21 protein-coding genes are annotated in these 23,131 nt (G+C 71.1%); 9 read left to right on the top strand and 12 right to left on the bottom strand.

Annotated features, from left to right (window positions below; translation table 11 throughout):
* Positions 1 to 4: 4 nt before the first annotated feature.
* The 3 genes from AB3M83_RS11395 to guaB1 all read right to left on the bottom strand — a co-directional run bounded on the left by AB3M83_RS11395 (position 5) and on the right by guaB1 (position 4,013).
* Positions 5 to 1,057 (bottom strand): hemolysin family protein, encoded by a 1,053-nt coding sequence (locus AB3M83_RS11395; protein WP_412948167.1) that lies wholly within the window; start codon positions 1,055 to 1,057, stop codon positions 5 to 7.
* Positions 1,054 to 2,382: a hemolysin family protein gene (locus AB3M83_RS11390; protein ID WP_412948165.1), complete on the bottom strand. Its 1,329-nt coding sequence runs from the start codon at positions 2,380 to 2,382 to the stop codon at positions 1,054 to 1,056. The genes AB3M83_RS11395 and AB3M83_RS11390 overlap by 4 nt, the downstream gene beginning before the upstream one ends.
* A gap of 176 nt (positions 2,383 to 2,558) precedes the next feature.
* Positions 2,559 to 4,013: a GMP reductase gene (guaB1, locus tag AB3M83_RS11385; protein WP_412948164.1), complete on the bottom strand. Its 1,455-nt coding sequence runs from the start codon at positions 4,011 to 4,013 to the stop codon at positions 2,559 to 2,561.
* A gap of 177 nt (positions 4,014 to 4,190) precedes the next feature.
* Between guaB1 and AB3M83_RS11380 the strand changes: the two genes are divergently transcribed.
* Positions 4,191 to 7,886 (top strand): multifunctional oxoglutarate decarboxylase/oxoglutarate dehydrogenase thiamine pyrophosphate-binding subunit/dihydrolipoyllysine-residue succinyltransferase subunit, encoded by a 3,696-nt coding sequence (locus AB3M83_RS11380; protein ID WP_412948162.1) that lies wholly within the window; start codon positions 4,191 to 4,193, stop codon positions 7,884 to 7,886.
* A gap of 14 nt (positions 7,887 to 7,900) precedes the next feature.
* Positions 7,901 to 8,803 carry a diacylglycerol kinase family protein gene (locus AB3M83_RS11375; protein ID WP_412948160.1) on the top strand — a complete coding sequence of 301 codons (903 nt, stop codon included), beginning with the start codon at positions 7,901 to 7,903 and terminating at the stop codon, positions 8,801 to 8,803.
* 22 nt (positions 8,804 to 8,825) lie between these two features.
* Here the strand turns inward: AB3M83_RS11375 and AB3M83_RS11370 are convergent, their stop codons facing one another.
* Both AB3M83_RS11370 and AB3M83_RS11365 read right to left on the bottom strand, forming a co-directional pair.
* Positions 8,826 to 9,071 carry a zf-HC2 domain-containing protein gene (locus AB3M83_RS11370; RefSeq protein ID WP_412948159.1) on the bottom strand — a complete coding sequence of 82 codons (246 nt, stop codon included), beginning with the start codon at positions 9,069 to 9,071 and terminating at the stop codon, positions 8,826 to 8,828.
* Positions 9,068 to 9,661: a sigma-70 family RNA polymerase sigma factor gene (locus AB3M83_RS11365; protein WP_412948157.1), complete on the bottom strand. Its 594-nt coding sequence runs from the start codon at positions 9,659 to 9,661 to the stop codon at positions 9,068 to 9,070. The genes AB3M83_RS11370 and AB3M83_RS11365 overlap by 4 nt, the downstream gene beginning before the upstream one ends.
* Before the next feature lie 105 nt (positions 9,662 to 9,766).
* On the opposite strand from AB3M83_RS11365, the gene aroA reads away from it, so the two are divergent.
* The 3 genes from aroA to bcp are packed head-to-tail and all read left to right on the top strand — an operon-like array spanning position 9,767 to position 12,632.
* Positions 9,767 to 11,083: a 3-phosphoshikimate 1-carboxyvinyltransferase gene (gene aroA / locus AB3M83_RS11360; RefSeq protein ID WP_412948155.1), complete on the top strand. Its 1,317-nt coding sequence runs from the start codon at positions 9,767 to 9,769 to the stop codon at positions 11,081 to 11,083.
* Positions 11,080 to 12,135, top strand: a complete 1,056-nt coding sequence (gene rsgA / locus AB3M83_RS11355; RefSeq protein WP_412948153.1) for a ribosome small subunit-dependent GTPase A — start codon at positions 11,080 to 11,082, stop codon at positions 12,133 to 12,135. The genes aroA and rsgA overlap by 4 nt, the downstream gene beginning before the upstream one ends.
* Before the next feature lie 32 nt (positions 12,136 to 12,167).
* Positions 12,168 to 12,632 carry a thioredoxin-dependent thiol peroxidase gene (gene bcp / locus AB3M83_RS11350; RefSeq protein ID WP_412948152.1) on the top strand — a complete coding sequence of 155 codons (465 nt, stop codon included), beginning with the start codon at positions 12,168 to 12,170 and terminating at the stop codon, positions 12,630 to 12,632.
* A 27-nt stretch (positions 12,633 to 12,659) separates the two neighbouring features.
* On the opposite strand, the gene AB3M83_RS11345 is transcribed toward bcp, so the two are convergent.
* A complete protein-coding gene (locus AB3M83_RS11345; RefSeq protein WP_412948150.1) occupies positions 12,660 to 13,088 on the bottom strand; it encodes a histidine kinase in 429 nt (142 codons plus the stop codon).
* Positions 13,089 to 13,323: 235 nt separating this feature from the next.
* Between AB3M83_RS11345 and AB3M83_RS11340 the strand changes: the two genes are divergently transcribed.
* Positions 13,324 to 13,572 carry a WhiB family transcriptional regulator gene (locus tag AB3M83_RS11340; protein ID WP_248172050.1) on the top strand — a complete coding sequence of 83 codons (249 nt, stop codon included), beginning with the start codon at positions 13,324 to 13,326 and terminating at the stop codon, positions 13,570 to 13,572.
* A gap of 10 nt (positions 13,573 to 13,582) precedes the next feature.
* On the opposite strand, the gene AB3M83_RS11335 is transcribed toward AB3M83_RS11340, so the two are convergent.
* From AB3M83_RS11335 to AB3M83_RS11325, 3 genes are read right to left on the bottom strand one after another with little or no spacing between them, the layout of a single operon-like run.
* Positions 13,583 to 15,076, bottom strand: coding sequence for a sensor histidine kinase (locus AB3M83_RS11335; protein WP_412948148.1), 1,494 nt, complete (start codon positions 15,074 to 15,076; stop codon positions 13,583 to 13,585).
* Between the two features lie 22 nt (positions 15,077 to 15,098).
* Positions 15,099 to 16,340, bottom strand: a complete 1,242-nt coding sequence (locus AB3M83_RS11330) for a nucleotide-binding protein (RefSeq protein WP_412948146.1) — start codon at positions 16,338 to 16,340, stop codon at positions 15,099 to 15,101.
* Positions 16,337 to 16,966 (bottom strand): SAF domain-containing protein, encoded by a 630-nt coding sequence (locus AB3M83_RS11325; protein ID WP_412948144.1) that lies wholly within the window; start codon positions 16,964 to 16,966, stop codon positions 16,337 to 16,339. The genes AB3M83_RS11330 and AB3M83_RS11325 overlap by 4 nt, the downstream gene beginning before the upstream one ends.
* A 97-nt stretch (positions 16,967 to 17,063) precedes the next feature.
* On the opposite strand from AB3M83_RS11325, the gene AB3M83_RS11320 reads away from it, so the two are divergent.
* The gene (locus tag AB3M83_RS11320; RefSeq protein WP_412948142.1) at positions 17,064 to 17,333 is read left to right on the top strand and encodes a helix-turn-helix domain-containing protein; all 270 of its coding nucleotides are present in this window, start codon (positions 17,064 to 17,066) and stop codon (positions 17,331 to 17,333) included.
* 69 nt (positions 17,334 to 17,402) lie between these two features.
* A complete protein-coding gene (locus AB3M83_RS11315; protein WP_412948140.1) occupies positions 17,403 to 17,747 on the top strand; it encodes a LysR family transcriptional regulator in 345 nt (114 codons plus the stop codon).
* 17 nt (positions 17,748 to 17,764) lie between these two features.
* Here the strand turns inward: AB3M83_RS11315 and AB3M83_RS11310 are convergent, their stop codons facing one another.
* A complete protein-coding gene (locus tag AB3M83_RS11310; RefSeq protein WP_412948139.1) occupies positions 17,765 to 18,361 on the bottom strand; it encodes a hypothetical protein in 597 nt (198 codons plus the stop codon).
* Positions 18,362 to 18,505: 144 nt separating this feature from the next.
* Between AB3M83_RS11310 and AB3M83_RS11305 the strand changes: the two genes are divergently transcribed.
* Entirely contained in the window at positions 18,506 to 18,943 is a 438-nt protein-coding gene (locus tag AB3M83_RS11305) for an Rv3235 family protein (RefSeq protein ID WP_412948138.1), read from the top strand.
* A 12-nt stretch (positions 18,944 to 18,955) separates the two neighbouring features.
* Here the strand turns inward: AB3M83_RS11305 and AB3M83_RS11300 are convergent, their stop codons facing one another.
* Together AB3M83_RS11300 and secA are read right to left on the bottom strand one after the other, a co-directional pair.
* Entirely contained in the window at positions 18,956 to 20,179 is a 1,224-nt protein-coding gene (locus AB3M83_RS11300; RefSeq protein ID WP_412948136.1) for a pyridoxal phosphate-dependent aminotransferase, read from the bottom strand.
* A gap of 75 nt (positions 20,180 to 20,254) precedes the next feature.
* On the bottom strand, positions 20,255 to 23,062 hold the full coding sequence (gene secA, locus AB3M83_RS11295) for a preprotein translocase subunit SecA (RefSeq protein WP_412948135.1): 2,808 nt from the start codon (positions 23,060 to 23,062) through the stop codon (positions 20,255 to 20,257).
* Between the last annotated feature and the right edge of the window lie 69 nt (positions 23,063 to 23,131).

The raw sequence follows: 23,131 nt of genomic DNA, 5'->3' as shown, positions 1-23,131 counted from the left end.
CGGCTCAGATGCGCCGGGTCGCGTCGTTCACCTCGCCGACGAGCTCCTCGATGATGTCCTCGAGGAACAGCACCGCGGTCGTCTCGCCTGCCGCGTCGCGCACCTGCGCGAGGTGGCGGCTCGAGCGGCGCATCAGTGCGAGAGCGTCCTCGAGGTCGGTCGACTCGGTGATCGGCAGCATGTGGTGGATGCGCTTCGGCTTGATCGGCCGCGCGACGTTCGCCTCCCCGTCGGAGTCCTCGGCGGAGCGCAGCACGTCCTTCAGGTGGACGTAGCCGAGCGGCATCCCCTCGTCGTCGACGATCACGTAGCGCGAGAACCCGTGCCGCGCGACGGCCCGCTCGATCTCGTCCGGCGTGGTCGTCTCGGGGAGGGTGACGAGTTCGGACAGCGGCACCGCGACGTCCTTCGCCTTCTTGTCGGTGAACTCCACCGCGGCGGCGACCGCTCCCGACGCGTCGTCGAGGACGCCCTCCATGCGCGACTGGTTCACGATGGTCGCGACCTCGTCGAGGGTGAACGTCGAGGCGGCCTCGTCCTTCGGCTCCACCCGGAACAGCCGGACCACGTGGTTCGCGATCCAGTTCAGCGCGACGATGACCGGGTGGAACACCCGCGACACCCACACGAGCGGCGGCGCGAGCATCAGCACGGCGCGGTCCGGCAGCGAGAACGCGAGGTTCTTCGGGACCATCTCGCCGAACACGACGTGCAGGTACGAGACCAGCAGCAGCGCGATGACGAAGCCGGCGACGTCCACGATGGCGTACGGGATGCCGAGGGCCTCGAGCGGCACGGCCAGCAGGTGGTGGATCGCCGGCTCCGAGACGTTCAGGATCAGCAGCGAGCAGATGGTGATGCCGAGCTGGCACGTCGCCAGCATCAGCGTGGCGTGTTCCATGGCCCACAGCGCGGTCTTCGCGGAACGGGACCCCTTCTCGGCCAGCGGCTCGATCTGCGAGCGGCGCGCCGAGATGACGGCGAACTCCGCGCCGACGAAGAAGGCGTTCGCGATGAGCAGCACCACGAGCCACGCGATTCCGGCCCAGTCGTTCATCGGCGCTCACCTCCGTCGGCGGTCGCCGCGGCCGGCACCGGCGCGGGGACGAACTTGACGCGGTCGACGCGACGGCCGTCCATGCGCTGCACGGTGATGGTGCCGTCCTCGATCTCGATCTCGTCGCCCACGGCGGGGATCCGCTCGAGGGTGGCCATGATGAAGCCGCCCACGGTGTCGTAGACGTCGCCTTCGGGGACGCGGATGCCGGTGCGGTCGCGCACCTCGTCGGGACGCAGGTCACCGGGGAAGATGATCGACCCGGCCGCGCGGACCACCCCGGCGCGACTGCGGTCGTGCTCGTCGAGCACTTCGCCGACGATCTCCTCGACGAGGTCCTCGAGCGTCACGACGCCCGCCGTGCCGCCGTACTCATCGACGACGACGGCCATCTGGTAGCCGCGGGCACGGAGCTCGGCCATGAGTCCGTCGAGGTGCACCGCCTCGGGCACCCGCAGCGGCTCTTCCGCGATCGCCGCCGCCGGCACCTCGGCGCGGCGCTCCCGCGGGACCGACACGGCCTGCTTGAGGTGCACGATGCCGGTGATGTCGTCCATCGAGTCGCCGAAGATCGGGAAGCGGCTGTGACCGGTGCGGCGGGCGAGCTGGATGACGTCCTCGACGCTGTCGCCGGCGGGCAGGGCGTGGACGCTCGGCCGCGGTGTCATGACGTCGGCCGTCGTCAGCCGGGAGAAGGTGAGGGTGCGGTCGAGGAGCGATGCGGTGTCCTTCTCGAGGACGCCGGCACTCGCCGAGCGCCGCACGAGGCTCGAGAGCTCCTCGGCGGTGCGCGCTCCGGAGAGCTCCTCCTTCGGCTCGATGCCCATCGCGCGCAGCACGGCGTTCGCACTGCCGTTGAGCAGGGCGATGGCGGGCCGGAAGACGGTCGTGAAGACGGTCTGGAAGCCCATCACGAGCTTCGCCGTCGGCCGTGGGATGGCGAGCGCGAAGTTCTTGGGGACGAGTTCGCCGATGATCATGGAGAACACCGTCGCGATCGTCATGGCGATGACCGTGGCGATGGGCCGGGAGGCCTCGTCCGGCACGCCCCATGCCGTGAACACCGGGCTCATCAGGTTCGACAGCGCCGGCTCCATCGTGTAGCCGGTGAGCAGCGTCGTGAGCGTGATGCCCAGCTGCGCGCTGGAGAGATGCGTCGAGGTGATCTTCAGCGCGTCGATCGTGAGCGACAGCCGCGTCTCCCCGTTCGCGCGGCGCGCTTCGAGGTCGGCGCGGTCGAGGTTCACGAGGGCGAACTCGCTCGCGACGAACAGACCGGTGCCGACGGTCAGGAGGAGCCCCACGCCCAGCCAGACGAAATCCATCAGACGTCACCCCGGATCATCGGGGGGCAGGAACGGTGGGGCGAAGGTCTACTGGGAGGGTCGTCCATTGTGAGGATGATTCTACGGCACCCCGGCTCTCGTCCGCGCGGACGGCAGCATCCGCGCCGCGCCGGCATCCGCTCTGCCGGACGACGCGCGGCAGGGCCTCGAGCGGATCACCAGCTGACGGGGAGCGCCTTGCCCTCTTCGTACCCCGCGGCGGACTGCAGCCCGACCGTGGCCCGCTCGGCGAACTCCGGGACGGTCGCCGCCCCGGCGTAGGTGAACGAGGACCGGACCCCCGCGGTGATCATGTCGACGAGGTCCTCGACGCTCGGCCGCAGCGGGTCGAGGTAGATCCGCGACGACGAGATGCCCTCGGCGAACAGCTCCTTGCGGGCGCGCTCGAAGGCGTCCAGCCGGCCGAAGCGCCCCTGCACGGCCTTCGTCGAGGCCATCCCCCACGACTCCTTGTAGACCCGCCCCTCCGGGTCCGCCCGCAGCTCACCGGGGGACTCGATCGTCCCGGCGAACCACGAGCCGATCATCACGGATGCCGCACCCGCTGCGAGCGCCAGCGCGACATCGCGCGGGTAGCGGACCCCGCCGTCCGCCCACACGTGCGCGCCGACCGCACCGGCCGCCTCGGCCGTCTCGAGGACCGCGGAGAACTGCGGACGGCCCACCGCGGTCATCATGCGGGTCGTGCACATCGCGCCCGGGCCCACGCCGACCTTCAGGATCGACGCACCGGCATCGACGAGGTCGCGGACCCCGTCCGCCGTGACGACGTTGCCGGCGACGATCGGCAGGCCGAGCCCGAGGTCCGCCACGGCGCGGAGCGCGCGCAGCATGCTCTCCTGGTGCCCGTGCGCGGTGTCCACGACGAGCACGTCCACGCCGGCGCCCGCGAGCGCCCGCGCCTTCGCGGCCACGTCGCCGTTGATGCCCACGGCGGCCGCGACGACGAGCCGGCCGGCCGCATCGACGGCAGGACGGTAGATCGAGGCGCGGAGGGCGGTCCGCTGCGAGAGGGTCCCGACGAGGTAGCCGTGCTGCAGCACGGTCACGATGTCGGCCTCGGCGGCCACCAGCACGTCGAACGCCGAGCGCGCGCCGTCGACGTCGTCGGCGTCGATCGACACGGCGCGGTGGCGGACGAGGTCGCCGAGCCTCGCATCGGGCAGGGCCGTGCCGAGCCGCTCCGCCGGCACGACGCCGACGATGTCGTCGACGTGGATGCGGCCGCGGCCGGGCGCGACGACGATGCCGTGCCCCGCCGCCGGGGGCAGCAGGGCCGCGGCATCCGCCACGAGCGCCTCCGGCGGCAGGACCAGTGGGCTGTCCCACGCGACGGGCTGATCCTTCACCCACCGGATCGCGCCGTCGACGTCCTGCAGCGCCATGTCCTGCGGCAGCACGGCGAGGCCGCCGCGCCGGGCGAGCGCCGCCGCGAGCCGCGGGCCGGTGACCGAGTTCATGTTGGACGCGACGAGCGGCAGCGTCGCGGTGGTGCCGTCGCGCGGCGACAGGTCGACGTCGAGGCGACTGGCCACCCCCGATCGACGGGGGACGAGGAACACGTCCGAGTAGGTCAGATCGACCGCGGGGCGCTCACCGGAGAAGTGCATGCTCCCACGCTACCCACGGACCGCCCGTCGCGCGGGCCGTCGGCGCCGGATCCGCCGCCTCCCCGGAGGGCGCTCGGATGCCGACAGGCCCGCAACCTGGGATACCCTTGATCTCTGTGCGCGATGCCGCGCGGGCTCCGCACAATTGTTACGTCATCGACGAAAGTAGGCGGATCCGTGTCCGATCAGGCGACCGGCGTGGGAAACACCACCGACGGGGAGTTCGGAGCCAACGAGTGGCTCGTTGCGGAGCTGTACGAGCAGTACAGCCGCGATAAGAACTCGGTCGACAAGGAATGGTGGCCGACCCTCGAGGCATACACCCCCGAGCAGTCCGCCCCCGCCGCCGCGGCGCCCGCCGCCGCCGCCCCGGCAGCCGCAGCCCCGGCATCCGCTCCCCCGGCACCGGCGCCCGCCGCCCCGGCCAGCAACGGCTCGCAGCCCGTCGCGCGCACGACGGCGCGGCCCGCCGCACCGCAGCCCGTCCCGGCGCAGGCGCCCAAGACCGCGCCCGCGGCAGAGCAGGCCACCGGCGAGGACGTCGTCACGCCCCTGCGGGGCATGACCAAGACCCTCGCCGCCAACATGGACCAGTCGCTCACGGTCCCCACCGCGACCAGCGTCCGGACGATCCCGGCGAAGCTGATGATCGACAACCGCATCGTCATCAACAACCACATGTCCCGCACCCGCGGCGGCAAGGTCAGCTTCACCCACATCATCGGGTGGGCGCTGATCCAGGCGCTCAAGGCGTTCCCGAGCCAGAACGTCTACTACACCGAGGTCGACGGCAAGCCGTCGATCGTCGCACCGGCGCACATCAACCTCGGCATCGCCATCGACATCCCGAAGCCGGACGGCACGCGCGCCCTCATGGTGCCGAGCATCAAACAGGCCGAGACCCTGTCGTTCGGCGCCTACCTCAACGCGTACGAGGACCTGGTCCAGCGCGCGCGCGCCAACAAGCTCACCGCCGCCGACTTCGCCGGGACGACGGTCTCGCTCACCAACCCCGGCGGCATCGGCACCGTGCACTCGGTGCCCCGCCTCATGAAGGGCCAGGGCTGCATCATCGGCGCCGGCGCCCTCGACTATCCGGCGGAGTTCCAGGGCGCGAGCCAGAAGGCGCTGTCGGAGCTCGGCATCGGCAAGACCATCACCCTCACCAGCACGTACGACCACCGCGTCATCCAGGGTGCCGGTTCGGGCGAGTTCCTGAAGATCGTCCACCAGCTCCTCCTGGGCCAGCAGGGCTTCTACGACGACATCTTCGCGGCGCTCCGGATCCCGTACCGGCCGATCGCTTGGAACAGCGACATCAAGGTCGACATCGCCGAGCGCGTCGACAAGACGGCGCGCGTGCAGGAGCTCATCAACTCCTACCGTGTCCGCGGTCACCTCATGGCCGACGTCGACCCGCTGGAGTACGTGCAGCGCACCCACCCCGACCTCGAGATCGAAAGTCACGGGCTCACGTTCTGGGACCTGGACCGCGAGTTCGTCACGAACGGGTTCGGCGGCAAGCGCACCATGAAGCTGCGCGACATCCTCGGCATCCTGCGCGACTCGTACTGCCGCACCATCGGCATCGAGTACATGCACATCCAGGACCCCGAGCAGCGCGCGTGGTTCCAGCGGAACCTCGAGGTCAAGTACCAGAAGCCGAACCACGACGAGCAGCTCCGCGTGCTCGGCAAGCTGAACGAGGCCGAGGCGTTCGAGACCTTCCTGCAGACGAAGTACGTCGGCCAGAAGCGCTTCAGCCTCGAAGGCGGCGAGTCCCTCGTCCCCCTGCTCGACCAGATCCTCCAGGGCGCCGCCGCCGAGAAGCTCGACGGCGCCGCCATCGCGATGGCGCACCGCGGCCGTCTCAACGTGCTCACCAACGTCGCGGGCAAGACGTACAGCCAGATCTTCCGCGAGTTCGAGGGCTCCGTCGCGATCGGCTCGAAGAGCGGCTCCGGCGACGTCAAGTACCACCTCGGCACCGAGGGCACGTTCGTCGCCGACGGCGGCGAGGAGCTGCCCGTCTACCTCGCGGCCAACCCGTCGCACCTCGAGACCGTCGACGGCGTCCTCGAGGGCATCGTCCGGGCCAAGCAGGACCGTCTGCCGATCGGGTCGTACTCGTGGCTGCCGATCCTCGTCCACGGCGACGCCGCCTTCGCCGGACAGGGCGTCGTGATGGAGACCCTGCAGATGTCGTGCCTGCGCGGCTACCGCACCGGGGGCACCGTCCACGTCGTCGTCAACAACCAGCTCGGCTTCACCACGCTGCCGCTCGACGCGCGCTCGTCGATCTACGCCACGGACGTCGCAAAGACGATCCAGGCGCCGATCTTCCACGTCAACGGCGACGACCCCGAGGCCGTCGTCCACGTCGCGGACCTCGCGTTCCGCTACCGCCAGGAGTTCAACCGCGACGTCGTGATCGACCTCGTCTGCTACCGCCGGCGCGGCCACAACGAGGGCGACGACCCGTCGATGACGCAGCCGCTGATGACCAACCTGATCGAGGCGAAGCGCTCGGTGCGCAAGCTCTACACCGAGGCGCTCGTCGGCCGCGGCGACATCACCGAGGAGGAGTACGAGAAGGCGAAGCAGGACTTCCAGAACCGCCTCGAGATCGCCTTCGCCGAGACGCACGCCGCCGAGACCGGGACCTCGCCCGTCGTCGCTCCCGAGCAGCCGGATGCCGTGGTGTCGGGCGAGCCCGAGGTCACCGGGGTGTCCCGTCAGCTGATCGAGCAGATCGGCGACGCATTCGTGAACAAGCCCGAAGGCTTCACGGTGCACACGAAGCTCCAGCAGCTGCTGGAGAAGCGCCACGACATGAGCCGCAACGGCAAGATCGACTGGGGCTTCGGCGAGCTGCTCGCCTTCGGCTCCCTCCTCGCCGAGGGGACGAACGTCCGCCTCGCCGGCCAGGACGTCCGCCGTGGCACGTTCGTGCAGCGCCACTCGGTCCTGCACGACCGGGCGAACGGGCAGGAGTGGCTGCCGCTCGCGAACCTGAGCGACAACCAGGGCCGCTTCTACGTCTACGACTCGCTGCTCAGCGAGTACGCGGCGATGGCGTTCGAGTACGGCTACTCGGTCGAGCGCGCCGACACCCTCACCCTGTGGGAGGGCCAGTTCGGCGACTTCGCCAACGGGGCCCAGTCGGTCATCGACGAGTTCATCTCGTCCGCCGAGCAGAAGTGGGGCCAGCAGTCCGGCGTCGTGCTGCTGCTCCCCCACGGCTACGAGGGCCAGGGACCCGACCACTCGTCGGCGCGCATCGAGCGCTACCTGCAGATGTGCGCGCAGGACAACATGACCGTCGCGCGTCCGTCCACCCCGGCGTCGTACTTCCACCTGCTGCGCCGGCAGGCCTACGCGCGCCCGCGCCGGCCGCTGGTCGTCTTCACCCCGAAGGCGATGCTGCGTCTGCGCAGCGCGACGAGCCCCGTCGACGACTTCCTCGAGGGCCGGTTCGAGCCGGTGATCGACGACGAGCGGGCACTCGACCGCAGCGCCGTCCAGCGCGTCCTGCTGCACGCCGGCAAGATCCACTGGGACCTGACCGCCGAGCTCGAGAAGAAGCCGAACGACCGTGTCGCCCTCGTGCGCCTGGAGCAGTACTACCCGGCTCCCGTCGATGAGCTCAACGCGATCCTCGACAGCTACCCGAACGCGGAGCTCGTCTGGGTCCAGGAGGAGCCGGAGAACCAGGGCGCCTGGCCGTTCATCGCACTGGAGCTCGTGAAGCACCTGAACGGGCGCACGATCCGCCGGGTCTCGCGGGCTGCGGCGGCGTCGACCGCGACGGGCTCGCCCAAGGTGCACGCGCGCGAGCAGGCCGCGATCATCGAGCAGTCGCTCACCCTCTGAGCCGGCACGCCCGCATGCGCGTCGCCCTCCTGGTGAATCCGACGGCGCGTGCGGGCTCGGGAAGCGGGACGGCCACGCGCGTGGCCGACCTGCTCCGCGCCGACGGCGTCGAGGTCCGCGTCGTGACGCCGCCGGACGCCGACGCGACCGGAGCCGCGCTGGACGAGTTCGTGGCGGAGCGCCCCGACGGCATCCTGGTGGCCGGCGGCGACGGCACGGTCGGGATCGCGCTCGCGAGGGTGCGGGGCACCGGCATCCCGCTCGGCATCGTCGCGACCGGGACCGGCAACGACCTCGCGCTCGCACTGGGCCTGCCGAGTCTGGACGCGGACGCGGCCGCCGCCGCGGTCACCTCGGGAACGGTCCGCGCGCTCGACCTCGCCCGGTCGATCGGGCCGGACGGCGCCGAACGGCTCTACGCGACGGTCTTCGCCAGCGGCTTCGACTCCCGCGTCAACGACCGCGCCAACCGAATGCGGTGGCCGCGCGGGCGGACCCGCTACACGATCGCCGTGCTGCGGGAGTTCCTCGCGCTCCGCACGACCCCGTACGTCCTGGATCTCGAGAGGCCGGACGGCACGACGACGCGGATCTCGGAGGATCTGCTGATCGCCGCGGTCGGCAACGGCCCGAGCTACGGCGGCGGCATCCCGGTGTGCCCGGACGCCCGCATGGACGACGGACTGCTGGATGTCACCGTGGTCCGCCCCGCCGGCCGGATCGCGCTGCTGCGCCTGCTGCGGAGGGTCTACGCCGGCACCCACACCGACGCGCCGCAGGTCTCGACGTACCGGGTGAGCGCGATCACGCTCGTCTCCCCCGGCGGGACCGGCTACGCCGACGGAGAGCCGCTCGGCGCCCTGCCGGTGCGGATCGACGTCCTGCCGGCGGCCGTCCGCGTGTTCGCGCCCGTCTGATGCCCGGCGCAGAGCGCGACGGTCAGTGGTGGGTGGCCTGCTCGGCGCGGAGCCGCGACAGCACCTGATCGCGCAGCTCCTCGGGAGCGGCCTCCTTGCACGCCCGGGCGACGACGGCCGTCAGCGTCGTGGCGACGAGCGCCTCGTTCCGGCACGACTCGCAGTGCTCGAGGTGCTCGGTGATGTCCGAATGCTCCGTCTTGCACACCTCGTTGCGCAGGTACTCTTCCAGGTCCTTGCGGGCCTTGTCGCAGCCGCAATCGCTCATTTCGCACTCCTTGTGGCGGGCACGTCGATGCCGCGCTCCTTCGCGTAGTCGGCGAGAAGGTCACGCAGCTGCCGCCTGCCTCGGTGCAGGCGGCTCATGACCGTGCCGATCGGTGTTTTCATGATGTCCGCGATCTCCTGATACGCGAACCCTTCGACGTCCGCGAGGTACACGGCCAGTCGGAAGTCTTCGGGGATGGCCTGCAGCGCGTCCTTGACGACGGATGCCGGCATCCGGTCGATCGCCTCGGCTTCCGCGGAACGGCCGGACGACGCGGTGGTCGACTCCGCACCGCCGAGCTGCCAGTCCTCCAGCTCGTCGATCGTGCCCTGGTAGGGCTCGCGCTGCTTCTTGCGGTACGTGTTGATGTACGTGTTGGTGAGGATGCGGTACAGCCACGCCTTGAGGTTCGTGCCCTGCGTGAACGAGGCCCACGCGGCGAACGCCTTGACGAACGTCTCCTGCACGAGGTCGGCCGCGTCCGCGGGATTGCGCGTCATGCGCATGGCGGCGGCATAGAGCTGGTCCATGAAGGGCAGCGCCTGGTCCTCGAACTGGGTACGCGGGTCGTCATCCGCCTGATCGTTCATCGCGCGCAAGTCTACGTTGCGCACCCTCGGGTCGACGGGTGCATCGATCGTCGCGATCATGTCACTCCTTCGGCGTCGCGGGTCGTGTTCAGTAGGCTGGAACCGATGACCGCCGACTCGTATTCCCCGTCACCCGCCGCGTCCCGCTGGCAGGCACCCACACCCGGGTCGCCCGTGCACGCGACGGTGACGGTTCCGGGGTCGAAATCGCTCACCAATCGCGAGCTCGTCCTGGCCGCGCTGGCCGACGGGCCGAGCCTGCTGACCGGCGCACTCCACTCCGACGACTCGGCTCGGATGGTGGACGCGCTCCGCACTCTCGGCGTCTCGATCCGGACGGTCGCCGGCGACGGCCCGTTCGGCCCCGACCTCGAGATCGTCCCGCCGGCGACGTTCGCCGGAGGCACCACCATCGACTGCGGCCAGGCGGGCACCGTCATGCGCTTCATCACGCCGCTCGCCGGGCTCGCCGTCGGCGACGTGCACGTGACCGCCCACGAGACGGCGCTCCACCGCCCGATGGGCGCGATGATCCGCGCGCTCCGCGACGTCGGCGCCGACATCGACGATTCGGGCAGCTGGTCGCTGCCGTTCGACGTGCGCGGACACGGGCACGTCCGCGGCGGCGAGGTCACCATCGACGCGAGTCAGTCGAGCCAGTTCGTCTCGGGACTGCTGCTGGCCGCCGCCCGCTTCGACGTCGGCCTGCGTCTCATCCACGAGGGTCACCGCCTGCCGAGCCTCCCTCACATCGAGATGACCGTCGACGCGCTCGCCCGCCGCGGCGTCCACGTCGAGCATCCGCGCGCGAACGAGTGGCTGGTCCCGGCCGGTCCCATCCGCGGCAAGGAGACGGCGATCGAGCCGGATCTCTCCAACGCGGCCCCGTTCCTCGCCGCCGCCGCCCTCACCGGCGGTTCCGTCACGATCCCCGGCTGGCCGGCGCATTCGACGCAGCCCGGCGCGCTCCTGGCCGACATCCTCCCCGTGATGGGGGCCCGCGCGACCCGTCGTGGCGGCGCGCTCACCGTCACCGGTGGCGAATCGATCACGGCGGTCGCCCTCGACCTGTCCGCCGCCAGTGAGCTGACACCCACGCTCTTCGCCCTGGCGGCGTTCGCGGACGCCCCGACGACCTTCCACGGGATCGGCCACATCCGCGGGCACGAGACCGACCGCATCGCGGCGCTCGTCGGCAACCTGCGGGCGCTCGGCGGCGAAGCGGAGGAGCTCGAGGACGGCATCCGGATCGTCCCGCGACCGCTCCGCGGCGGCCTCTGGCGCGCGCACCACGACCACCGCCTGGCCACGGCCGGCGCGGTGATCGGGCTGCGCGTCCCCGGCGTCGAGGTCGACGACATCGGGACGACGTCGAAGACGATGCCGGAGTTCCCCCGACTCTGGGCGGACATGCTCGCGTGAGCTGGCTGGACGACGACGGGGACGACGACGACCTCGGATACGACGAGACGGACTTCCGGGCTCGCCCGAATCCGAAGGCGAACCGGCCGCGCACGAAGCGCCGTCCCGCGCACGCCGATGCCGTGATCGCCCGCGTCCTGGGCGTCGACCGCGGCCGCTACACCGTCCTCGTCGACGAGGACGGACCGGACGAGCATCAGATCCTCGCCTCCCGGGCGCGGGAGCTCCGCAAGCAGCCCATCGTCAACGGCGACCGCGCCCGGGTCGTGGGCGACACCTCGGGCGACGACGGCACGCTCGCGCGCATCGTCGGCATCCTCGACCGGACGTCGCTGCTGCGCCGGAGCGCCGACGACACGGACCACGTCGAGCGCATCATCGTGGCGAACGCCGACCAGATGCTGATCGTCGTCGCGGCCGCCGACCCCGAGCCGCGGCCCCGCCTCGTGGACCGCTACCTCATCGCCGCGCTCGACGCCGGCATGCGGCCGATCCTCGTCGTGACCAAGACCGACCTGGCCGATCCCTCCCCGTTCCTCGCCCACTTCGAGGGGCTCGAGGATCTGGAGGTCATCACGAGCGGCCGGGACGCGATGCCGGTCGACCTGATCGGCGACCTCCTCGTCGGACACTCGACCGTCTTCGTCGGTCATTCCGGCGTCGGCAAGTCGACGCTCGTGAACGCACTCGTCCCCCACGCCCTCCGCGCCACGGGTCACGTCAACGAGGTCACCGGGCGCGGACGCCACACCTCGAGCTCGGCGGTGTCGCTGCGCTACGTCGGCCCGTCCGGGAAGGGGTGGGTGATCGACACGCCGGGTGTCCGCTCCTTCGGACTCGGCCACGTCGATCCCGCGAACATCCTGCGCGCCTACACCGATCTCGCCGACATCGCGGAGGAGTGCCCGCGCGGCTGCACCCACCTCCCCGACGCCCCCGACTGCGCCCTCGTCGAAGCCGTCGCCGATGGGCGGCTCGGAGAGCGCGGGGCGGCTCGCGTCGACTCGCTGCAGCGCCTGCTCACCACGTTCTCGGCGCCGCCGACGTTCTGAGGATTCGCTCCCCGACGCCGTAAACTGGGCGGATGCCTCGCCTCGAACCCGGTACCGTCGCGCCCGACTTCTCCCTCATCGACCAGGACGGCGATCCGGTCACGCTGAGCGAGATGCGCGGCCAGCGGGTCGTCGCGTTCTTCTACCCGGCCGCGATGACGCCCGGCTGCACGACCGAGGCCTGCGACTTCCGCGACAGCATGGCTCCGCTGCAGGACGCCGGCTACACCGTCGTCGGCATCTCGCGTGACGAGCCGGCGAAGCTGCGCGAGTTCCGCGAGCGCGACAGCCTCCCCTACGACCTGCTGAGCGACCCCGACCACGCCGTGCACGCGGCGTACGGCGCCTGGGGTGAGAAGATGAACTACGGCAAGACCGTCGAGGGCGTCATCCGCTCCACGTTCGTGATCGACGAGGACGGCGTCGTCCGCCACGCGCTCTACAACGTGAAGGCCACGGGCCACGTGGCGCGCGTGCGAGGACTGCTCGGCGTCTGAGCGACGGCCGGTCGCCGTCCGCGGCGCTCAGTCGGAGCCGGGCTCAGCAGCCGTGCCGGGCTCGAGGTCGGCCTCGCGCCGGGTCCGCGGACCGGCGGCTCGCGCGGCGCCGATCAGGAGCACCAGCCCGACGATCGCGGGCGCCGCGATCAGCGCGGCGACCTGCGGATTCGCACCGTCGCCGGTGAGCGTCCCGCCGGCGACGGACAGGACGAGCAGCTGCACGACGATGCCGCCGGAGCGGCCCCAGGACCCGCCTCGCCATACGGCCGCGGCGAAGGCGCCGACGGCAGCCGCGGCGACGAGGGTCAGCACCAGGAGGGCGATCGAGCTGGACACCGAATCGGTGTCGCCGCCCGCCAGCGCGAGGCCCTCCCAGACGGCGAGCAGCACGACGAACAGCGCCTCGAGCCCGAGGAAGGCCGCAGCGATCCGCTCGATCCGGGTGATGCTCACGTTCCGACTTCCTCGCCGCACCCTCGGCCGGGCGGGGCAGACGACTCTGGGCGCGTTGCCGCGCCGAAATACTCCGTTAACCCTTGATTCACATGCCGGAGCATGGGACTATTGGAGAGCAAATGTGCTCCCACAGCGCCGTGGGGCGAGCGTTCTGCTCGCACTCAAATCAGGGTAGTCGACGTCGCCCGGCGTCGCACATCCCATCTTCCCCACCTCCCCAAGGAGCACCGCTATGGATTGGCGCGACAAAGCCGCCTGCCTGACCGTCGACCCCGAACTGTTCTTCCCTGTCGGGAACACGGGTCCGGCCGTCGACCAGATCGAGAAGGCGAAGACCGTCTGCGCCCGCTGCACCGTGACCGAGCTGTGCCTGCAGTACGCCCTCGAGACCGGTCAGGACTCCGGGGTCTGGGGTGGCCTCTCCGAGGACGAGCGCCGCGCCCTGAAGCGCCGCGCCGCCCGCGCCCGCCGCGCCTCCTGACGCCGCCGGATCAGACCCGATCGCGCTCGATGTAGCGCATCGGGATCTCGATCGTCACTTCGGTGCCACTGCCCACCAGCGTGTGCCAGTCGATCGTCCCGCTCAGCTCACCCTGGATGAGGGTGCGGACGATCTGCGTGCCGAGCCCGCGGCCCACCTGTCCTTCCGGCAGGCCCACTCCGTTGTCTCGCACCCGGACCTCGAGACGCTCGTCGTTCCGATCCGCCAGGATCTCGACCTCACCCTCCTTGTCGACGAGACCGTGCTCGACGGCATTCGTCACGAGCTCGGTCAGCGCCAGCGCGAGCGGCGTCGCATAGGCGCTCGGCAGCGTGCCGAACGAGCCCGTCTTGAGGGTGCGGGCGCGCGTGTTCGGCGCGGCCGCCACTTCGGCGACGAGCTTCAGCACCCGGTCGAAGACATCGTCGAAGTCCACGTTCTGGGCGAGCCCCTCCGAGAGCGTGTCGTGGACGACAGCGATCGCGGACACCCGGCGCATGGCCTGCGTCAGGGCGTCGCGGGCCTCATCGGAGTGCGTGCGGCGGGCCTGGATGCGCAGCAGCGACGCCACCGTCTGCAGGTTGTTCTTGACGCGGTGGTGGATCTCGCGGATCGTCGCGTCCTTCGTGATGAGCTCCTGCTCCTGGTGACGGATCTCGCTCACGTCACGACACAGCACGATCGCCCCGATCCGGTTGCCGTTGTCACGCAGCGGGATCGTCCGCAGCGACACCGTCACCCCGCGCGCTTCGAGGTCGGCCCGCCACGGCGCCCGTCCCGCCATCACGATCGGGAGGGATTCGTCGTACTCGCGGGAGGTGGGCAGGATCGCCGTCGCGACCTCGATCAGCGGCTCCCCCTCGAGCTCGTCCTCGAAGCCGAGCCGGTTGAAGGCGGACAGGGCGTTGGGGCTCGCGAAGGTCGTCATCCCGTCCACGTCGAGACGGATCAGGCCGTCCGACGCGCGCGGGGCACCTCGGCGGGGCGACGTCGGCGCGCTCAGATCGGGGAAGTCGGCGGTGGCGACCATGCCGAACAGCTCGTCGGCGCAGTCGTTGAAGGTGATCTGCTGCCGCGACGGCGTCCGCGCCTCACCGAGGTTGGTGTGACGGGTCAGCACGCCGACGACGGTCGCGGGGCGACCCTCACCGGCCCGCTCGCGCACGATCGGGACGGCGCGCACACGCGTCGGGGTCTCCTCGAACCAGTCCGGTGAGGCGGAGTCGACCACCCGACCCTGCGTGAAGGCGTCCTTGACCTGCGTCCGCCACTGCGGCCGCACGAGGTCGCCGACGATGTCGCGGTAGAACAGGGTCGCGGAGCCGCCGGGGCGCGTATGTGCGACGGCGATGAACGAGTCATCGGGCGTCGGCACCCAGATGACGATGTCCGCGAAGGCGAGGTCGGCGAGGAGCTGGCCGTCGCCTGCGAGGCGGTGGAGCCACTCGACGTCCTCCGCGGTGGAACGGCCTTGGGCGTAGGCGAGGTCGCTGAGCGTGGACACGCTTCCACCCTAGAGCGCCCGATCACGCCGTCCGTGCGAGTCGCCGCCGGAGGACGGCCCGGCGCGCAGGGACCTCGGCGGGCAGCGGCACTGCCAACGACTCCGTGACGAGCCGACGCATCGCCGCGGGGATGGCCGACCGCGGGGCGACGTGGGCGATCGGCCGGGCGGCGAGCATGGCGGCATCCGTGCCGCGCACGTCCCAGGGCACGAACGACACCTCGGATGCGCCGGTGTACCGCTCCAGCGTGCGGCGGACCTGCCCGCGCGCATCGACCCCGAGCGCGCCGGCACGGGTCTTGTTCACGATCACCCGTACCGGCGCGGATCCGGCCGCCGCGCGCAGGTCGGGCCAGGCGCGGACGAACCGGGCGACGCCGACGGGATCGGATGCCACCACCGCGACGACGACGTCGGCGCTCGCGAGCGTGGCGTGGGTGGCGGCGTTCCGGCGCGGTCCGTCGACGAGGTCGCTCATGATCTCCTCGTCCCGCTCCAGCGGCGCGGCGACGTCGACGACCGCGTCGTCCACCCAGTCGCGGCAGACCTCGAGGGCGGCCGCAACCCGCGGGTGCGACAACTCCGGCCACCGGCCGGGACGGTTCAGCCCGGTCAGGACGTCGACCTCGCCGAGGGTGCAGGCGATGCGCGTCAGCTCTGCGACCGTGAGCGCGCCGCGGTCGGCCTGACGGCAGGCGGCGGCGAACCCGGGTCCCTCGTCGGCGAGCCCGGTCGCGAGGGCGACCGACGGCGCGTGCGTGTCGGCGTCGATGAGGGCCACGCGACGGACGGCGGCGGCGAGCGCGCACGCGAGCTCGATGGCGACGGTCGTGCGACCGGGAGAGCCGGGCGCGCCCCACACGGCGATGATCCGCCCGCGGGAGAACGTCGCCGGAGGCCGATCCGCCGGAGCGGTCAGCAGCTCGGTGACGGATGTGTCCCGGTCCCGCGGCACCAGCCCGAGCGAGGCGGCGAGCCGCCGATCCGTCGCGCGATCGCAGAGCGGGACGATGCGCACCCCGAGCCGGTCGCAGGCGGACACGAGGTCCGCGGTGAGCGACGCGCCGCGCGCGTCGATGATGAGCGCGTCCGCCCGGGACAGCTCCGCGAGCAGCTCGGCCGCCTCGGGCGTGGACAGCGCATCGAGGACGACCGCCGCAGGGCGGGTCGCCGCGACGACCGCGCGTACGTCGACGTCGTCGTCGCGCAGCCGCTGCGCGATCTCCTCGGCGCGGCGGCCGTCGACGGCGACGACGGCCCTCATCGCGCCGTCCCGGCGACGGGGACGACGGACAGTCCGGAGCCGTCCCCGAGCGCCGCGAGGGTCGCCGCGACGTCCGCCCGCGCGACCACCAGCTCGAGGGACACCTGCGTGCCCGACACGACGGCGTCATCGCGGGTGACCGAGACGACCGTCGCCGACGGCACCAGGACGCGCGGCCGTCCGAAGTCGCCGCGGTCGCCCGGAGGCGCGGCCCAGACCTCGACGACGCTGCCGGCGACGACGGCGGCGGAGACATCGCCCGTCGTCCGGATGACCACCGTCGTCGTGGTCGCGGCGGCCGGGTCGCCGATCGCCGTCCTCGGCACCAGCTCCCCCGCCGCGATGGTGCGGACCGCCACGACGCCGGGCTCCAGCGAGGCGGCCGAGGCATACGCCTCCCGCGCCTGCCCGAGCGCCACGTCCACCACCTGCAGGTCCTCCGCGGTCACCGTCTCGCCCGGCACGATCGTCCGGGCCGCCGCGAACACCGGGGCGGTCTGCCGCGCGGTCGCCACGACCAGCCAGACCCCGGCGACGGAGACGACGATGAGCACGATCCCGAGCAGGAACCGGGCATCAGCCCAGAACGCTCGAGGTCGGGGCCGGACGGTCTCGGGACTGCTCATGACGACATGGTGACCGACGCACGCGATTCCGGTCGCCGATTATCCACAGCCCGGCGCGGGACCGGCATCTCCCCCACCCGGCACCCATAATGGCGTCATGCCCGAGAACCCGACCGCGCGCATGCTCACCCCCGCCCAGGTGGCGGAGATGCTGCAGCTCGATGTCGACGAGATCGTCGCACTGGTCCTGGACGGCCGTCTCCGGGGCGCCAAGGTCGGGACCCCGGGCGTCTGGCGGATCGAGGCCGCCAGCGTCGAGGACTACCTCGACGACCAGGCCGAGGAAGCACGCCGCTACGCACTGTGGCGCGAGTCCAACGCCGCCAGCTTCCCGGAGCTCTGGGGGCGCGGCCCGCGACGGGACTGATCCCGTGCATCGCGCCGACCGCGGCGTGGTGCGAGCACACCCATCCCGGCGATCTCGGAGACTGACATCGTGAACATCACCCTGCTGCTGCGGTTCGTCGCCGTCGCGGAGGAACTGCACTTCCCCCGGGCCGCGCACGCCCTCGGCATCCCGCTCGCCTCGCTCTACACCTCGATCGACAAGCTCGAGGACGAGGTCGGATCCACGCTCGTGACCCGGGACAAGCCGACGCGGCTCACCCCCGCGGGGACCCTGCTGCTCGCGGACGCGAAGCGCATGATCGCCGAGGCGCCCGCGCCCGCCGCGAAGCCGCGGACCTCGGGCGGCGGCAAGGCGAAGGCCTCGAAGGGCAAGGGCCGCGCGCCGATCGTGAAGGGCCAGCCCAAGCCCTACAAGAAGCGCCAGGGCCGCTGAGGCGAGGACCGCGGACGTCAGACCAGCGGAACCGGCGACTCCAGCCGCACCGACACGACGGCCAGGAGCGGCAGGAGGCGGTGCCCGGTCACGAGGTCGCTGCGCCGCGGCACGCCGCAGTCGTGCAGCGCGATGTCGAGGTGATCGGATGCCGCGCGGTCGATGGTCCCGCTGAAGTCTCGGCCGCCGGTGCTCCGCACCGTGACGGGCACCCGCCGCCGCACGAGGTCACGCAGCACGAAGCCCAGGGTCATGCGCTCCTGCAGCGGCCCGGGCGCCGCGCCTCGCGCGCTGCGGAGGAGATCGGCGTGCGGCATCCCGACCGCCTCGATCGCGGCGAACGGCACGAGGACCGCGCCGCGCGAGCGGCTGCCGCCGTCGATCGCGACCCAGTCAGGCCCTACGGCCACGGCCGGCCCGGTGACGACCGACCCGTCGACGAGATCCACGACCGCCTCGACGGCGGGGTCCCGGCTCACCGCGGTCATCCGCTCGGTGAGGGTCAGGCGGGCGAACCGGAGGCGTTCGGCCTCGGTGTCGAGGGCGGCCCGCTCGGCCTCCTCCTCGGAGTCGAGCTGGTCCTCGAGGTCTTCGAAGAAGCGATCCCAGCGCACGGGGGCGACAGTAGGCCATCTCCGGGAGGATGCCGGAGCGCTGTCCACAGGTTGGAGGATTCTCATCCCCGCAGGACGGCCGCTGTGTTGTACTCGGTCGCATTCACCGCCGTCTGACCACACCCCGTCGAGGGAGGAAACGACATGGCAATCCCCGCTCCGGACGACTCTCCCGTCCCCCGCTCCGGCAGCGCCCTCGACGTGGCCGAGTACTTCGCGCCGCAGCGGACGTCCGCCCACGACCTGCCCGACGTGATGCCGCTCGTGAAGAACCTCACGATCGGGGTCCTGGAGGTGCTCGCCGGGGTCCGCGAGGTCGACCAGCTGGCCCGGTGGCTCGGCGAGGACGCGTACCGGGCGCTCATCACCCGCGCCAACCTGTCGGCACGGGCGCGCAGCGCCCGCGGTGTCGCCGCCGTCCGTCCCGCGCACCGCGTGCTCAGCCATCGACTGTGCGAGCCCGCGGACGGCGTCGTCGAGGCCGTCGTCATCGTCGCCGGGCCCGCACGGACGCGGGCCGTGGCGATGCGCTTCGAAGGATGGGACGGCCGCTGGCGGGCGACCTCGCTCGCGCTGCTGTGACCGCCGTCGCCGCTACTGGCGGTACGAGGAGAGGAAGTTGCCGAGCCGCTCGATCGCCTCGGTCAGCACCCGCGCCTCGGGCAGCGTGACGATCCGGAAATGGTCGGGCGTCGGCCAGTTGAACCCGGTCCCCTGCACGAGGAGCACGTGCTCGGCGACGAGGAAGTCGTAGACGAACTTCGCGTCGTCGTGGATCTCGTACACGTTCGGGTCGAGCTTCGGGAAGGCGTACAGCGCCCCCTTCGGCTTGACGCAGGTGACGCCGGGGATGGCGGTGAGACCCTCCCAGGCGGCATCCCGCTGCTCGTGCAGCCGCCCGCTCGGGGCGATGAGCGCGTCGATCGACTGCACGCCCGACAGCGCCGCCTGCACCGCGAACTGGGCGGGCACGTTCGGACACAGCCGGGTCGAGGCGAGCAGCTGGATCCCCTCGAGGAACCCGGAGGCATGCGCCTTCGGACCGGTGATGACCATCCAGCCGGACCGGTAGCCCGCCACCCGGTAGGTCTTGGAGAGGCCGTTGTAGGTGAGGCACAGCAGGTCGGGAGCAAGGGTGGCGAGCGGGATGTGCTCGGCCTCGTCGAACAGGATGCGGTCGTAGATCTCGTCCGACAGCAGCAGGAGGTCGTGCTCGCGCGCGATCGCGACGATGCCGGCGAGGACCTCCCGGGTGTAGACCGCCCCGGTCGGATTGTTCGGGTTGATGACGACGATCGCCTTCGTCTGCGGCGTGATCTTCGCGCGGATGTCCTCCAGGTCCGGCTGCCAGCCCGCCTCGTCGTCGCACCGGTAGTGCACCGGAGTCCCGCCGGCGAGGCTCGTCATCGCCGTCCACAGCGGGTAGTCCGGCGCGGGGATGAGGACCTCGTCGCCCTCGTTCAGCAGGGCCTGCATCGTCATCGTGATGAGCTCCGACACGCCGTTGCCGAGGTAGACGTCATCGGGGTCGAACTTCGGGAACCCCGGCTCCTGCTCGTAGCGCGACACGATCGCCCGGCGCGCCGACATGATGCCGCGCGAGTCGGAGTAGCCGTGCGCATGGGGAACGGCCTCGATCATGTCGCGGACGATCTGGAACGGCGCCTCGAAGCCGAAGACGGCCGGGTTGCCGGTGTTCAGCTTGAGGATCGTGTGGCCCTCGTCCTGCAGACGGTCGGCCTCGACCAGGGCGGCCCCGCGGATCTCGTAGAGGACGTCTTTGAGCTTGGACGACTGATCGAGGATGCGGGGTGTCATCCCCTCAGAGTATCGCCGCGGGCCGGGTCCAATCGGTGACCGGTGGCCTGATCGCCCCCGGTCACCGATCACCCGTCACTTCTTCTTGCCGGTCGCGCGCCGCTGCGCGCGGTTCTGCGGGGCGGGCGATGCGCCGTCGGTGCGCTGCCCGAAGACACCGCGGGGGCCCTCGTCGGCAGCCTCGGGCGCCTGCTGCGCCTGCGACTGGGCCTGCGCCTGCCGGACCTTGCTGGTCGCCGCCTGCTGCACCTGGCCGCGGTCGTTGCGGACCTCGACCTCACCGGCGTCGTTGGCCGCGGTGTACTGCAGCTTCTGCGCCTCGATCGTCGGGGCGGTGAGGCCCTTGGCCTCGACCTGCGCGTCGATGTCGCCGCCCTCCGCCTGACGGACCTCGACCTCGAGGTTGAAGAGGAACCCGACGGACTCCTCCTTGATCTGTCCCATCATGGCCTGGAACATCTGGAAGCCCTCGCGCTGGTACTCGATGAGCGGGTCGCGCTGGGCCATCGCGCGCAGGCCGATGCCGTCCTTGAGGTAGTCCATCTCGTACAGGTGGTCGCGCCAGCGACGATCGAGCACCTGCAGCACGACGCGACGCTCGAGCTCGCGCATCGCGGCGGAGCCGAGCTGCTCCTCGCGGGCGGCGTAGGCGATCTTGGCGTCCGAGAGCAGCTCGCGCTTGAGCAGCTCGGGGGTCACCTTGCCCTTCTGGCCGCTCTCGGCGACGACCTCGTCGATCGTCACACCGACGGGGTAGAGCGTCTTCAGCTCCGTCCACATCGCGTCGAAGTCCCAGCTCTCGGTGTGCCCCGAGCCGGTGTGGTCGTCGATGATCGCGCCGATGGCGTCCTCGATGAAGTGCTCGACCCGCTCGGAGAGGTCGTCCCCCTCGAGCATGTGCCGGCGGTCGGCGTAGATCGCCTCGCGCTGACGGTTGAGCACGTCGTCGTACTTCAGGACGTTCTTGCGGATCTCGGCGTTGCGCGATTCGACCTGTGACTGCGCGCTCCGGATCGCCCGCGTGACCATCGAGGACTCGATGGCGACCTCGTCGGGGAAGTTGGTGCGGGCGAGGATCGCCTCGGCCGCGCCGGACTGGAACAGCCGCATCAGGTCGTCGGTCAGCGAGAGATAGAAGCGGCTCTCGCCCGGGTCGCCCTGACGGCCGGAGCGACCGCGCAGCTGGTTGTCGATGCGTCGCGACTCGTGGCGCTCGGTGCCGAGGACGTAGAGCCCGCCCGCCGCCACCACCTTGGCCGCCTCTTCCGCCACGGTCTCCTTCACCGCGGCGTACGCGTCGTCCCAGGCGGCCTCGTACTCGTCGGGTGTCTCGACCGGGTCCAGGCCCTTCGCCTTCATCTCCGAGACGGCGAGGAACTCGGCGTTGCCGCCGAGCATGATGTCGGTGCCTCGACCGGCCATGTTGGTGGCGACGGTGACGGCGCCGTAGCGGCCCGCGCGGGCGACGATCTCGGCCTCGCGCGCGTGGTTCTTCGCGTTGAGGACCTCGTGCTTGATGCCCTTCTTGGACAGCAGGCGCGACAGGTACTCGCTCTTCTCGACGCTCACGGTGCCGACGAGCACCGGCTGACCGGCCTCGTGGCGGGCGGCGATGTCCTCGACGACCTGGGCGAACTTCGCCTGCTCGTTCTTGTAGACGAGGTCGGACTGGTCCTTGCGGATCATCGGCCGGTTCGTCGGGATGGGCACGACGCCCAGCTGGTACGTGGACATGAACTCGGCGGCCTCGGTCTCGGCGGTGCCGGTCATGCCCGCGAGCTTCTCGTACAGGCGGAAGTAGTTCTGCAGCGTGACGGTGGCGAGCGTCTGGTTCTCGGCCTTGACCGCGACACCCTCCTTCGCCTCGATCGCCTGGTGGATGCCCTCGTTGTAGCGTCGGCCGACCAGGATGCGGCCGGTGTGCTCGTCGACGATCATGACCTCGCCGTTCATCACGACGTAGTCGGTGTCGCGCTTGAACAGCGCGAGCGCCTTGATCGAGTTGTTGAGGAAGGAGATGAGAGGGGTGTTGGCCGACTCGTACAGGTTGTCGATGCCGAGGTAGTCCTCGACCTTCTCGATGCCGGGCTCGAGGACGCCGACGGTGCGCTTCTTCTCGTCGACCTCGTAGTCCTCGCCCGCCTCGAGGGTCCGCGCGATCTTCGCGAACTCGACGAACCAGCGGTTCGCCTCACCGGACGAGGGCCCCGAGATGATGAGCGGGGTGCGCGCCTCGTCGATGAGGATCGAGTCGACCTCGTCGACGATGCAGTAGAAGTGGTCGCGCTGGACCAGGTCCTCCTTGCGCCAGGCCATGTTGTCGCGGAGGTAGTCGAAGCCGAACTCGTTGTTGGTGCCGTAGGTGATGTCCGCCTCGTACTGCTGCCGGCGCACCTCGGGCGTCTGCCCGGCCACGACGGTTCCCGTCGTCATGCCGAGGGCGCGGTAGACGCGGCCCATCAGCTCGGACTGGTAGGAGGCGAGGTAGTCGTTCACCGTGATGACGTGGACGCCCTTGCCCGCGATCGCGTTGAGGTAGGCCGGCAGGGCCGCCGTCAGCGTCTTGCCCTCACCGGTCTTCATCTCTGCGATGTTGCCGAGGTGCAGTGCCGCGCCGCCCATGATCTGGACGTCGTAGGGTCGCTGGCCGAGGGTGCGCCGCGCCGCCTCGCGGACGGCGGCGAACGCCTCGGGCATGAGCTTGTCGAGCGTCTCGCCGCCCTCGTAGCGGGCTCGCAGCTCGGCGGTCTCACCACGCAGCTCCTCATCGGTGAGGTGCGTGTAGTCCTCTTCGAGGGCACCGACGGCCTTGACGACCTGCTGCAGGCGGCGCAGGATGCGACCCTCGCCGGCGCGAAGCAGTTTCTCGAATGGATTGGCCACGGACGATCTCCATCTGTCAGGTCCCCCCGAAGCGCGGGTGTCGACGGGAGCCGGAGCGCAGACCGCGCG

This window comes from Microbacterium pasadenense, assembly GCF_047246565.1.
In the GTDB taxonomy this organism is placed as follows: domain Bacteria; phylum Actinomycetota; class Actinomycetes; order Actinomycetales; family Microbacteriaceae; genus Microbacterium.
The sequence above is the reverse complement of the archived record's forward strand: the minus strand, read 5'-3'. Positions and strand labels throughout refer to the sequence as shown.

Bases quoted from the DNA above. Each gene is read 5' to 3' on its own strand.
- AB3M83_RS11395 (WP_412948167.1), bottom strand. From the start codon at position 1,057: ATGAACGACTGGGCCGGAATCGCGTGGCTCGTGGTGCTGCTCATCGCG.
- aroA (WP_412948155.1), top strand. From the start codon at position 9,767: ATGACCGCCGACTCGTATTCCCCGTCACCCGCCGCGTCCCGCTGGCAG.
- AB3M83_RS11300 (WP_412948136.1), bottom strand. From the start codon at position 20,179: ATGACACCCCGCATCCTCGATCAGTCGTCCAAGCTCAAAGACGTCCTC.
- AB3M83_RS11370 (WP_412948159.1), bottom strand. From the start codon at position 9,071: ATGAGCGATTGCGGCTGCGACAAGGCCCGCAAGGACCTGGAAGAGTAC.
- AB3M83_RS11325 (WP_412948144.1), bottom strand. From the start codon at position 16,966: ATGAGCAGTCCCGAGACCGTCCGGCCCCGACCTCGAGCGTTCTGGGCT.
- bcp (WP_412948152.1), top strand. From the start codon at position 12,168: ATGCCTCGCCTCGAACCCGGTACCGTCGCGCCCGACTTCTCCCTCATC.
- AB3M83_RS11320 (WP_412948142.1), top strand. From the start codon at position 17,064: ATGCCCGAGAACCCGACCGCGCGCATGCTCACCCCCGCCCAGGTGGCG.
- AB3M83_RS11330 (WP_412948146.1), bottom strand. From the start codon at position 16,340: ATGAGGGCCGTCGTCGCCGTCGACGGCCGCCGCGCCGAGGAGATCGCG.
- AB3M83_RS11375 (WP_412948160.1), top strand. From the start codon at position 7,901: ATGCGCGTCGCCCTCCTGGTGAATCCGACGGCGCGTGCGGGCTCGGGA.
- AB3M83_RS11390 (WP_412948165.1), bottom strand. From the start codon at position 2,382: ATGGATTTCGTCTGGCTGGGCGTGGGGCTCCTCCTGACCGTCGGCACC.
- guaB1 (WP_412948164.1), bottom strand. From the start codon at position 4,013: ATGCACTTCTCCGGTGAGCGCCCCGCGGTCGATCTGACCTACTCGGAC.
- AB3M83_RS11365 (WP_412948157.1), bottom strand. From the start codon at position 9,661: ATGAACGATCAGGCGGATGACGACCCGCGTACCCAGTTCGAGGACCAG.
- AB3M83_RS11340 (WP_248172050.1), top strand. From the start codon at position 13,324: ATGGATTGGCGCGACAAAGCCGCCTGCCTGACCGTCGACCCCGAACTG.
- AB3M83_RS11305 (WP_412948138.1), top strand. From the start codon at position 18,506: ATGGCAATCCCCGCTCCGGACGACTCTCCCGTCCCCCGCTCCGGCAGC.